We start from the raw sequence: 11,577 nt of genomic DNA, 5'->3' as shown, positions 1-11,577 counted from the left end.
CGTGCGTTACGCCTGTTGCGGCTCGGCCGCGCACGCGGCGTCGAACGCACGTTGCAGCGCGGCCGCGTCGAGATCCTCGCCGATCAGCACGAAGCGGCTCGCGCGCGTTTCGCCGTCCTGCCAGCGGCGGTCGAAATAGCTGTCGAAACGGCGGCCGACGCCCTGGATCACGAGCCGCATCGGCGCGCCGGGCAGCGCGGCGAAGCCTTTCGCGCGATAGATCGTGTGCGTTTCGACCACCCGCTGCAACGCGGCGATCGTCGCTTCGCGCGTGCCGGCGTCGCCCGACACCACGACCGAATCGAAATCGTCGTGATGGTGATCGTGATCGCCGTCGTCGGCCGAGCCGTGATGGTCGTGACGCAGGTGGATCGTGTCCTCCGACGCCGATTCGAGGCCGAGCAGCATCGCGAGATCGAGCTCGCCGCGCGTCGCGCGCACGATCTTCACCTGCGGCGGGATTTCCTCGCGGATCGCGGTTTCGATCTGCGCGAATTCGGCGTCGCCGACGAGGTCGGCCTTGTTCACGATCACGAGATCGGCCGACGACAGTTGATCGGCGAACAATTCGTGCAGCGGCGATTCGTGGTCGAGGTTCGGATCGGCGCGACGCTGCGCGTCGACGGCCTGCGGGTTTTCCGCGAACTGGCCGCTCGCGGCGGCCGGCCCGTCGACGACGGTCACGACCGCGTCGACCGTGAAGCTGTTGCGGATCGTCGGCCAGTTGAACGCCTGCACGAGCGGCTTCGGCAGCGCGAGGCCCGACGTTTCGATCAGCACGTGATCGATGTCCGCGCGGCGCTCGACGAGCGCTTCCATCACCGGATAGAACTCCTCCTGCACGGTGCAGCACAGGCAGCCGTTCGCGAGTTCGTACAACTGGCCCGAGGCCTCGCCCTGGGCGCCGTCGGCATCGTCGCAGCCGATGCCGCAGCCCTTGAGGATTTCGCCGTCGATGCCGAGCTCGCCGAATTCGTTGACGATCACCGCGATGCGGCGGCCTTCGGCGTGCTGCAGGATGTGCCGCATCAGCGTCGTCTTGCCGCTGCCGAGAAAGCCCGTGACGATCGTGACGGGCAGCTTGCGTAGGGTCATGGTAGGTCCGGTGTCGAAGAGGGAATCAGGACGGGATCGTCGCGTCGGGGGCGGCGCGGCCATTCACGGGGCGGTACGCGGGAAGGTCGCCGCGCAGTCCGGCCGGACAGCCGCGGGACGGGCGGAACAATGGATCGGGCATGGTGCTTCCTTGCGAACGGTCGACATCGTGAATGCCAACACGGCTGCCGCCTGCCTCGCCCGCGTCGCCTGCCGTTCGCCGCGCCGGTCGCGCACGTGCGTGCGGCGGCAGATGGGCGGAGCAAGCATCGAACACCGGGCGTCGGGCCGGCTGCGGCCGTGGACGATGCGCCGCCTCCCCGCGGCGCTGAACCCCAACGTTTAGGCCGGTATCCGGGCTGACGAACACGCCGCTTCGCCTTCCCGGATGCGCGGCATCCAGTGGCGGTCGTCCGCATGCGCGGGGCATGCGGCGAAGCGGCGCTGCGTGGCGCTTGCGCGCGACGCGTTCGCTTACCGTTGCGGGGGCAGCACAGGTTGGCTCGACTGCGGTGCAGGCAGGCTCCCTGTTTCCCGTTTAACTGCACGCGCCGGAGCGGCGCGCGCGAGCACCAAAACGCGTGCGAGTGTAGGCGGCGGGGCCGGGAGCGTCAAGGCGAGCCGTGCGGGAGCCCATGCGAGCGCGGGTCGCGGCCGGGTTTTCGGTCCGATGCTCAGCCTGTTCGCAGCGATTGCGCCGTGATCGCGCCTTGCAGCGCTTCGACCGTATCGGGGCGCCCGAAATACCAGCCCTGCGCATAGACCGACTGCCCCGGCATGTCGAGCATGCGCGCCTGCTCACGGGTCTCGACGCCCTCGAAGACGACGCCGACCCCGAGCCGACGGGCAATCGCCAGGATCTCCGGAATGATCGAGGTGCGGTCGTGCTGCGGCGTGGCCGGCAGCAGCGAACGGTCGACCTTGATGTAGTCGATCGGAAGATGCTGAAGCAGGCTGAGGCTGGAGTAGCCCGTGCCGAAATCGTCCATGTAGACGGGATGCCCGAGGTCGCGCAATTGCCGAAGCGCCGGCACAATTTCCGGCAGTTCCACGGTCGACCGTTCGGTCAGCTCGAAACCGACATGCTTGCGCGGCAATCCGGCCGGCCAGCAGTTGTCCAGCGTCGCCATCAGGCTGCCGTCCCGCAACTCGGGCGCGCTGATGTTGACGGTCACGCGAAAGTCCGGCGCGTTGTCGAACAGCGCACGCATCTCCCGCAGGACGGTGCGCACGACGAAGGCCGTGACGTCCACGATCATTCCGGCGCGTTCTGCCTCGGCAATGAACACGTCGGGTGCGGCCGGCCCGTCGATCCAGCGGATCAGCGCTTCGGCGGAGACGATCCGTGACGACGCGCCCAGCGCGACGATCGGCTGATAGCGCAGGACAAATTGTCCGTTTGCCAGTGCTCGACGTATCTGCGCAGCAAGCGCGGCCCAGCGTCGGTGCAGCATCAGCGCCCCGAGCCCCAGGCAGCAGCCCGCCGCGCCGCCGGCGATCCCGAGCAGCCAGGCGGCGTGCCGGCTGGCGTTGGCCTGCGCTTGCGGCGTCACGACGACGATGGCGCACACCGGCACGCGGGCCGAGCAGAACGATTTGCCGTCCCGAAACCCCGGCACCTGGCCGGCATCGACGTACGCCGGGACACCGCGCGCGTCGAGCCCGATGACGCGCGCGGTCGGGTGGCCGCGGAGCCCGATCAAGTAGTGCAGGCCTGACGGCGGCAGTACCCTGAAGGCGTCCAGATCCATCAGCAGGTTCGCCCGCCTTCCCGCGACCACGAGCCCCAGCGTGTCGGGGCTCGACAACAACGGCACGGTCCAGAAGGCCGACATCGTGTCGGTCAGCCGGAATGGCTGCCGCTTCGGAGAAAAGGGCCTGGGCAGCATGCCCAGCATCGTCGTGCAGAGCAGAGCGGCGCCCGACCGGCGTCCGACGTCCTTGACGTACTTCGACTGCACGGAAGCCGATCGCAACAGGCGCAAATCCTGCGGCGAGCAGTCCGCGTACGGCGAGGCATCCACGTCGGCAAGCGTCCGGGCCGCCGAATCGAACACGACGTCGATCTGCTGCACGACTTGCGTCCCCAGCCCGGCAACCGATTGCGCCAGCACGGTCGTCGTGACCAGCGGCCACGCTTCCAGCGCCAATCCTGCCGAAACGACCAGCATGCCGATCGCGAGTGCATAACCGGCCCGACTGGAGGTTGTCCATCTGCGTACGTTCGCCATAGGCGCGGCACTTCGCGATGTAGTGGTAGTGGCCATCGCCCTGCAGGTCCGGCAGAGCGAGCCGATTTTGGTATGACTCTCGTCAGCTTGGTGCGACCGGCCACCCGAGGCTGAGCCTTGCTCATGACGCCGGCCAGATGATTGCACACCAATATTACGGATGCGCGATGGCTCTCCCAAGGATTGCGTCCCGGACGGATACGGGCGCGGTTCGCCGGCCTCGCGCCCGATGCACGCTGTGCTATCGTATGCGCCGCGTTCGGTGCTCGCATGCGCATTCCGTGCATGCAGTTAAACGGGAAACAGGAGGCGGATATCCGCCCGGCCTGTGCTGTCCCCGCAACGGTACGCCGCCCGCGCCACGCGCTTTCCCGCGCGTGCGCCCAGGCCGCCCGCGATGCCACTGCCCTTCGACCGGGCGGGAAGGCTGCGGCCTGGCAAGCGGCCAGCCCGGATACCGGCCGACGCAAGGGGCGAGCGCGATGCTCGCCGAACGCCCGATCCGCGGGGAACGGATCGGGTGCGCATTCCCCCCGCGCTCGCGCGGATTTTGCCCGTTCCGACATGCACTGCCTGCCCGCCGGCCGCCGATGTGCCGCCCGCCCTCCCTGCTTCACTGTTTCGACACGGTGCGCGCCGTGTCGCGCGCGATGAGCCGCGCGTGGCTGATCGGCGCCGGCCCCGGCGACGCCGACCTGCTGACGCTCAGGGCCGTGCGCGCGATCGGCGCGGCCGACGTGCTGCTCGTCGACGATCTCGTGAACCCCGACGTGCTGCGCCACGCGCGCGCCGATGCGCTGATCGAGCACGTCGGCAAGCGTGGCGGCCATGCGTCGACGCCGCAGGAGGCGATCGTCGCCGCGATGCTCGCGCACCTGCGCGCGGGCCGCAGCGTCGCGCGGCTCAAGGGCGGCGATCCGTTCGTGTTCGGCCGCGGCGGCGAGGAGCTGATCGCGCTCGGTGCGGCGGGTTTCCCGGCGGAAGTCGTCAACGGGATCACCGCGGGCATCGCCGCGCCGGCCGCGCTCGGCATCCCGGTCACGCACCGCGGCGACGCGCAGGGCGTGATCTTCGTCACCGGCCACGGCGCGGGGGCCGACGAGCCCGACTGGAGCACGCTCGCGGCCACCCGCATGACGATCGTGATCTACATGGGCATCCGCCGGCTCGACGCGATTGCCGCGGCGCTGCGCGACGGCGGCCTGCCCGGCGACACGCCGTGCGCGGCGATCGAGAACGCGACGCGCCCCGAACAGCGCCACGTCCTCGCGACGCTCGATACGCTCGTCGAGCGCGTCGCCGAAACCGGTATCGGTTCGCCGGCGATCGTCGTGATCGGCCGCGTCGCGGCGCTCGCCGACGATCCGGCGGTGCGTGCGGCGCTCGGCGGCCGCGCATGATGCGCGTCGCGCTCGGTGTCGGTTTCCGCGCGGGCGTCACGGCCGCGCAACTCGATGCCGCGATCCGCGCCGCGCTCGCGCGCTATCCGGCCGCCGAACCGGCGCTCGTCGCGACGCTCGCCGACAAGGCGCGCGCCTGTGCGCTGCGCACGCTGTGCGCGCGCCGCGGCTGGCCGCTCGTCGCGTTCGATGCGGCGCGGATTGCGAATTGTTCCGAATGCGCGTCGAGCGCTCCGTCGGCGGCCGCGCTTGCGCGTTTCGGCGTCGCCGGCGTGGCCGAGCCGTGCGCGCAGCTCGCGGCGCCGCATGGCCGGCTGCTCGGCCCCAAATCCATTCTGGGCGGCGTGACGGTTGCGCTCGCCGGCCCGCTCTGAACCTTTATTCCGCTTTCGACAGGACGACTCCCGATGAAGACCGATGCCGAATCCCATCAACGGATGACCGAACGCCGCCGCGCCGGCCATGAAAAGAAACAGGCCGCCGCCACCCAGGAAAAGGGCCTGCTGATCGTCCACACCGGCAACGGCAAGGGCAAGAGCACGGCCGCGTTCGGGATGGCCGTGCGCGTGCTCGGCCACGGCATGCGGCTCGGTGTCGTGCAGTTCATCAAGGGCGCGCTGCATACGTCCGAGCGCGATTTCCTCGGCGCGGTCGCGGAGTGCGATTTCGTGACGATGGGCGACGGCTATACGTGGAACACGCAGAACCGCGACGCCGACATCGCGACCGCGCGCAAGGGCTGGGACGAGGCGCGCCGGATGATCGAAAGCGGCGATTACCGGATGGTGATCCTCGACGAGCTGAACACCGTGCTGAAGTACGAATACCTGCCGCTCGACGAAGTGCTCGCGACGCTCACGGCTCGTCCGGAATCGGTGCACGTCGTCGTCACCGGCCGGCACGCGCCCGATGCGCTGATCGATGCGGCCGATCTCGTCACCGAAATGCGGCTCGTCAAGCATCCGTACAAGGAGCAAGGCGTGAAGGCGCAGCGCGGCGTGGAGTTCTGAGCATGCCGGCCTGCCCCGCGCTGTTCGTCAGCGCGCCCGCGTCCGGACAGGGCAAGACGTCGGTGACGGCCGGCCTCGCGCGGCTGCACCGTCGGCTCGGCCGCCGTGTGCGCGTGTTCAAGACCGGACCGGATTTTCTCGATCCGATGCTGCTCGAACGCGCGAGCGGTGCGCCCGTGCATGCGCTCGATCTCGGCATGGTCGGCGAGGCCGGTTGCCGCGCGCTGCTCGCCGACGCCGCGCGCGACGCGGACCTGATCCTGATCGAGGGCGTGATGGGATTGTTCGACGGCACGCCGAGCAGCGCCGATCTCGCGGTCGCGTTCGGCGTGCCGGTCGTCGCGGTGATTTCGGCGAAGGCGATGGCGCAGACGTTCGCGGCGATCGCATTCGGGCTCGCGCGGTTCCGGCCCGAGGTGCCGTTTCACGGCGTGCTGGCGAACCGCGTCGGGTCGGCGCGGCACGCGGAATTGCTGCAACAGGCGTTGCCCGACGCGTTGCGCTGGCTCGGGCACGTGCCGGCCGATGCGGGCATCGCGCTGCCGGAGCGGCATCTCGGGCTGCATCAGCCGGCCGATATCGACGATCTCGATGCACGGCTGGATCGCGCGGCCGATGTGCTCGCGCAAACCGCACTCGCCGAGTTGCCGCCTGCCGTCGCGTTCGCGGAACCGGACGTGGCCGCGCCGCTGCCGCGCGCGCTGGCCGGCAAGCGGATCGCGGTGGCGCGCGATGCGGCGTTTTCGTTCATCTATCCGGCCAATCTCGCGTTGCTGGAGACGCTCGGTGCCGAGCCGCGGTTCTTCTCGCCGCTCGCCGACGAACCCGTGCCCGACGATTGCGACGCGCTGTTTTTGCCGGGCGGCTATCCGGAACTGCATGCGGCGACGCTGGCGGCGAATGCCCTGACGGCTCAGACGATTCGCGCGCATGCGGCAGCCGGCAGGCCGATCGTCGCGGAATGCGGCGGCATGGTGTATCTGTGCGAATCGCTGACCGACGTGGACGGCTCGACGACGCCGATGCTCGGCCTGCTGCCGGGGCGTGCGACGATGCAACGCCGGTTCGCGGCGCTCGGCATGCAGCAGCTCGATACGCATACCGGGCCGATGCGCGGCCATACGTTTCATTATTCACGGCTGGATACGCCGCTGGCGCCGGTCGCGACCGCCATCCGGCCCGATGGCGCGGCCGGCAGCGGCGAAGCCGTTTATTGTGCGGAGGCGATCGTCGCGACGTACATGCACATGTACTGGCCGTCGAATCCGGATGCGGTCGTGGCGCTGTTCGGTGGGGAAGCGTTCTGAACGATCGATGTCGTGCCTGCATGACGCGGCACGAAGCCTGTCGAGATGGACGTCGCTTTGTAGCGACTACAGCATTCGACGGGCGCGGCTACAGATGTCGGTACATTTTGCATTCGCCCCGCTTAAGTGGGCCGATGGTCGGCCCTGTGCCGCATGTCTCGCCTCCTCCGTCACACCAGAAACGCCTCGGCCAGCTTGACCCAGTACGACGCGCCGGTCGGCAATGCCGCGTCGTTGAAGTCGTAGCCGGGGTTGTGCACCATGCAACCGCCCTCCCCGTCGCCATTGCCGATGATCAGGTAGCAGCCCGGCCGTTTCTCGAGCAGGAACGCGAAATCCTCGCTGCCGGTGAGCGGCACCATCCCGTCGATCAGATTGGCTTCGCCGATCCATTCGCGTGCGACGTCGCGTGCGAACGCGGTCATCTCCGCATCGTTGACGAGCACCGGATAGCGGCGCTGATAGTCGATCGTCGCGGTCGCGCCGAACACGGCCGCCTGCGCATGGACGACCTCCTTGATGCGCGTTTCGAGCAGGTCGCGCACGTTGGGTTTCAGTGCGCGCACCGACAGGCGCATCTGCGCGCGATCGGGAATCACGTTCGGCGCGTCGCCCGCATGGATCGCGCCGACCGTGACGATCGCCATGTCGAGCGGCGACACGTTGCGCGACACGATCGTCTGCAACGCCAGCACGATCTGCGCGCACACGACGACCGGATTGATCGCGCGATGCGGCACCGCGCCGTGGCCGCCGCGGCCCTGCACGTCGATGACGACGGTATCCGACGACGCCATGAACGGCCCCGGCAGGAAACCGAAGGTGCCGGTCGGGAAGCCCGGCATGTTGTGCATCGCGAAGATCGCGTCACACGGAAATTGCTCGAACAGCCCTTCGTCGAGCATCTTCTTCGCACCGCCGAGCCCTTCCTCGGCCGGCTGGAAAATCAGGTTCAGTGTGCCCGAGAAGCGGCGTTCGCGCGCGAGGTGCTTCGCGGCCGCGAGCAGCATCGCCGTGTGGCCGTCGTGGCCGCACGCGTGCATCTTGCCCGCGATCGTGCTCTGGTACGGCAGGCCCGTCGTTTCGTGGATCGGCAGCGCGTCCATGTCCGCGCGCAGGCCGAGGCGCTGCCGGCCCTCGCCCGCTTTCAACTGCGCGACGACGCCGGTGCCGCCGAGCCCGCGATGCACGACGTAGCCCCACGACTGCAACTGCTCGGCGACGAGGTCGCTCGTCGCGAATTCCTCGAAACCGAGTTCGGGATGAGCGTGGATGCGGTGCCGGATCTCGATCATTTCGTCGGCGAGGCCTGCGGGAATCACGCTGTGCGTCACGGTGTCGTCTCCTGAAGTGCGGTGGGGAAGGTGCAGGCAGGATAGTGTGTTGAGCAGCAACCGGACAGACAGAAAGTCGTCACGGCAGCAACTATTGATTGCCGGTCGAATCGCCTCTCCCATCCGGACGACTGCCGCGTGCGCTCGGTACGCGCGACACTCTGTGTTCGGGCTCGAATTTTCACACGGAGGCTATCGTTGGTTGCGACTCATCGCCCCGAAACAACCCTTTCACATCAAAGGCTTGAGAACGTTTGTTCATTTTTTGACGGCTGTACATTTTTTGTGTACGCTGACAAAATAATGAACAAGCGCTTCTCCGTGATGCCCGCGAATGCCTCCCTCCCGATGTCGGAACAGCATGTGCTCGACGCGGCCTGTGCCGCGTTCGCGCGCGCGACCCGGCGCTTCGATGCGCGGCCCGTGCGCGTGCCGGCGGCGTACCGGGCGCGCGCCGACGCGATGATCCGCTTCGACATCGCCGGGCAGACCTTCGAGATGCCGGTGGCCGTGAGCGTCGGCATCGACTCGCTGCAGGGCGCGCTCGCGGCGCTGCGTCGCCGCGGCGGCACGCCGGTGCCGGGCAAGCGGCCGCTGATGCTGGTCGCGCCTTATTTTTCTGCCGAACTGGCCGCCCGCCTGATCGAGCACGACATCCCGTTTCTCGATACCGCCGGCAATGCGAGCCTGATCCAGCCGGAGGCCGCCGTGATGATCTCGGGCCGGCCGAAACCTGCCCGCACGCCGCGCCGTCAGGCGTCGCGCGCGACCACGCCGAAAGGGCTCGCCGTGATGTTCGCGCTCGCGACGCAGCCTGGCCTCGTCGCGCAGCCGTACCGCGCGATCGCCGCCGCGTCGGGCGTCGCGCTCGGCACGGTCAACCTCGCGATGGACGACCTGATCGCGCGCGGCCTCGTCGCACAGCGGCGCAACGGCGAACGGCTGATGCCGGACTGGCCGCGCTTCCTGCAGGAATGGGTCGCGCTGTACCCGAGCCGCCTGCGCGCGAAACTGCCGGCCCGGCGGTTTGCCGCGATCGCACCCGACTGGTGGCGCGGCTTCGATTTCGCCGCGTTCGATGCACGGCTCGGCGGCGAAGCGGCGGCCGATCTGCTCACGCACGACCTGAAGCCCGCGACGATCACCGTCTATACGCACGGCGCCGCGCCGAACCGCCTGCTGCTGCAAGCCCGCCTGCGCCCGGACGAGCACGGCGACGTCGAGCTGCTCGAAGCGTTCTGGCCGCCGTCGCCGACGCTCGACTGGCGCGAGCAGGACGTACCGCTCGTGCCGCCGCTGTTGATCTACGCGGATCTCGTCTCGTCCGGAGACAGCCGCAATCTTGCCGCCGCCGAACACATCCATGACCGATACCTCGCCCACCCGCCCGCTTGAAATCGACGCGCGCCGGCCGCTCGAGCCGGCGGCGGTCGCGCTGCTGCAGGCGGTCGGCACGGCCTGCGCGCGGCTCGACGCGGCATTCGTCGTTGCCGGCGCGACCGCGCGCGACATCCTGATGTGGCACGTGTACGGCATCCGTCCGATGCGAGCGACGCGGGACGTCGACGTCGCTGTGTGCGCGGTGAGCTGGCCGTTTCATGCGCAGCTCGTCGATACGCTCGTCGCGACCGGGCGATTCGCGCTCGCGCCGAAACATCGGCAAAAGCTGCTGTTCGACAGCGGCTCGCCGGGTTTTCGCACCGAACTCGATCTGGTGCCGTTCGGGCCGCTTGAAACGCCGCCCGGCGAAATCGCCTGGCCGCCGGGCGGCGACTTCGTGCTGAACGTGCTGGGGTTTCAGGAGGCGGTCGATACGGCGCTCGCCGTATCGATCGGCGCCGGCGTCACGGTGCCGGTGGCGAGCCTGCCGGCGCTCGCGCTGCTGAAGCTGCTCGCGTGGAAGGACCGGCGCGCGCGCCAGAACAGCGACGCGTACGACCTGCTGTTCCTGCTCACGCATTTTCACGACGCGGGCAATCGCGAGCGGATCTGGGACGTTGCGCCCGATCTCGTAGAACTGCATGGTTTCCAGCCGGCGCTGGCGGCAGCGGCGTTGCTGGCGCGTGATGCGAAACAGATCGCGTTGCCGCAGACGCACGACGCCATTCACGCGCTGTTATCCGACGACGCGATTTACGCAATGCTCGGGCAGGATCTGCTGGCGCGTGCGTTCGCACTGTTGCCGGGTGAATTCAACGACGACGCGGACCGGTATCTCGACGCGTTCCGTGGCGCTTTTCTTGCCGCTCCGCTCGCGCGCGACGTGTGACGTGTAACGTGACGCACCCCGGCAAGATGACGACGCCACAGCCCATCCGGCTCAAGCTGCCCAGTCTTCGACAGACAACCCCGTGACACGACCGAATTCGCGGCCGTTGTTCGTGACCAGCACCGCGCCGGCCGCGATCGCATGCCCGGCGATCGACGCATCGTTTGCGCCGATCGGCGTGCCGCGCACGGCGAGATCCGCGCGAATCGCGGCGGTGGCGTCGACTGCCGCCGCATCCCACGGCAGCACGCCGTCGAGCCGCGCAACGAAGGCCGCGACGAGTTCCGCATGCTTCGGCGACGCTTCCTTGCCCACCGCGTCGAAGCGCATCTCGGCATAGGTCACGGCCGACACGACGATCCGGTGCTGCGCGTGAACGCACGACTGCAACCGTGACAGCACCACGGGCGGCCGCTCGCGCATGATGAACGAACAGATGTTCGTATCGAGCATATAGAGCGTGGTCACCGATGGGACTCCGACGGCGCATCGGCATCGCCGGACAGGTCGAAGCGACCGGATTCGATGACGGCCGGGCGTTCGGCCAGGAAATCGGCATCGGCCCGCGGTTCATTCGCGAACGACAGCCACGTGGGACGGACCGGCCGCAACAGCAGTGTGTCGCCCTCGCGGCGGATCTCGAGTTCCGTGACGCCCTCGAACTCCATGTCCTTCGGGATGCGGATTGCCTGGTTACGGGCGTTCTTGAAAATGGAAACAGTGCGCATGAGCCACTCCATGGGAGTACGATGCGCCCATTCTAGGCATATGCTGGCATATGTCAATTTGGCGGGACGCGAATTCTCCGCTGCGCCCCACGCCGTCGAGGATGTCTGATTCATGCTGCCGGCCTGTCGTCGATGAGAGGAGCGATCCATTCTTCATGACGCAGGCCACGCGGTCCATATACCGGACGGCCGATGCATGCGCA

General features: G+C 68.5%; 11 protein-coding genes and 2 riboswitches. Of the genes, 6 read left to right on the top strand and 5 right to left on the bottom strand.

What is annotated here, in order from left to right; all coding sequences use genetic code 11:
* Positions 1-6 precede the first annotated feature (6 nt).
* The gene (gene cobW, locus CFB89_RS08105; RefSeq protein WP_089467422.1) at positions 7-1,095 is read right to left on the bottom strand and encodes a cobalamin biosynthesis protein CobW; all 1,089 of its coding nucleotides are present in this window, start codon (positions 1,093-1,095) and stop codon (positions 7-9) included.
* Between the two features lie 327 nt (positions 1,096-1,422).
* Positions 1,423-1,687, bottom strand: a riboswitch (cobalamin riboswitch).
* 82 nt (positions 1,688-1,769) lie between these two features.
* Positions 1,770-3,266 (bottom strand): EAL domain-containing protein, encoded by a 1,497-nt coding sequence (locus tag CFB89_RS08095; protein WP_179233388.1) that lies wholly within the window; start codon positions 3,264-3,266, stop codon positions 1,770-1,772.
* Between the two features lie 303 nt (positions 3,267-3,569).
* Positions 3,570-3,807, top strand: a riboswitch (cobalamin riboswitch).
* A 109-nt stretch (positions 3,808-3,916) separates the two neighbouring features.
* Here CFB89_RS08095 and cobA point away from each other — a divergent pair.
* From cobA to CFB89_RS08075, 4 genes are read left to right on the top strand one after another with little or no spacing between them, the layout of a single operon-like run.
* A complete protein-coding gene (cobA, locus tag CFB89_RS08090) occupies positions 3,917-4,726 on the top strand; it encodes a uroporphyrinogen-III C-methyltransferase (RefSeq protein ID WP_179233387.1) in 810 nt (269 codons plus the stop codon).
* A complete protein-coding gene (locus CFB89_RS08085; protein ID WP_089467419.1) occupies positions 4,723-5,100 on the top strand; it encodes a cobalamin biosynthesis protein in 378 nt (125 codons plus the stop codon). Before cobA ends, CFB89_RS08085 begins: the two co-directional genes overlap by 4 nt.
* A gap of 33 nt (positions 5,101-5,133) precedes the next feature.
* Entirely contained in the window at positions 5,134-5,736 is a 603-nt protein-coding gene (cobO, locus tag CFB89_RS08080; RefSeq protein ID WP_089467418.1) for a cob(I)yrinic acid a,c-diamide adenosyltransferase, read from the top strand.
* Positions 5,737-5,738: 2 nt separating this feature from the next.
* Positions 5,739-7,043: a cobyrinate a,c-diamide synthase gene (locus CFB89_RS08075; RefSeq protein WP_089467417.1), complete on the top strand. Its 1,305-nt coding sequence runs from the start codon at positions 5,739-5,741 to the stop codon at positions 7,041-7,043.
* A 170-nt stretch (positions 7,044-7,213) separates the two neighbouring features.
* Here CFB89_RS08075 and CFB89_RS08070 read toward each other — a convergent pair whose 3' ends face one another.
* Positions 7,214-8,377 carry a M20 aminoacylase family protein gene (locus tag CFB89_RS08070; RefSeq protein ID WP_089467416.1) on the bottom strand — a complete coding sequence of 388 codons (1,164 nt, stop codon included), beginning with the start codon at positions 8,375-8,377 and terminating at the stop codon, positions 7,214-7,216.
* A gap of 324 nt (positions 8,378-8,701) precedes the next feature.
* On the opposite strand from CFB89_RS08070, the gene CFB89_RS08065 reads away from it, so the two are divergent.
* The gene (locus CFB89_RS08065; protein WP_089467954.1) at positions 8,702-9,772 is read left to right on the top strand and encodes a type IV toxin-antitoxin system AbiEi family antitoxin; all 1,071 of its coding nucleotides are present in this window, start codon (positions 8,702-8,704) and stop codon (positions 9,770-9,772) included.
* The gene (locus CFB89_RS08060; protein ID WP_089467415.1) at positions 9,741-10,646 is read left to right on the top strand and encodes a nucleotidyl transferase AbiEii/AbiGii toxin family protein; all 906 of its coding nucleotides are present in this window, start codon (positions 9,741-9,743) and stop codon (positions 10,644-10,646) included. Before CFB89_RS08065 ends, CFB89_RS08060 begins: the two co-directional genes overlap by 32 nt.
* 51 nt (positions 10,647-10,697) lie before the next feature.
* On the opposite strand, the gene CFB89_RS08055 is transcribed toward CFB89_RS08060, so the two are convergent.
* Both CFB89_RS08055 and vapB read right to left on the bottom strand, forming a co-directional pair.
* Positions 10,698-11,114 (bottom strand): PIN domain-containing protein, encoded by a 417-nt coding sequence (locus CFB89_RS08055; RefSeq protein ID WP_089467414.1) that lies wholly within the window; start codon positions 11,112-11,114, stop codon positions 10,698-10,700.
* Complete coding sequence (gene vapB, locus CFB89_RS08050; RefSeq protein WP_089467953.1) at positions 11,111-11,374, bottom strand: type II toxin-antitoxin system VapB family antitoxin; 264 nt, start codon at positions 11,372-11,374, stop codon at positions 11,111-11,113. Before vapB ends, CFB89_RS08055 begins: the two co-directional genes overlap by 4 nt.
* Between the last annotated feature and the right edge of the window lie 203 nt (positions 11,375-11,577).

It is taken from the genome of Burkholderia sp. AU16741, assembly GCF_002223345.1.
Classification (GTDB): domain Bacteria; phylum Pseudomonadota; class Gammaproteobacteria; order Burkholderiales; family Burkholderiaceae; genus Burkholderia; species Burkholderia sola.
This window is presented reverse-complemented; position numbering and strand designations above follow the sequence as displayed.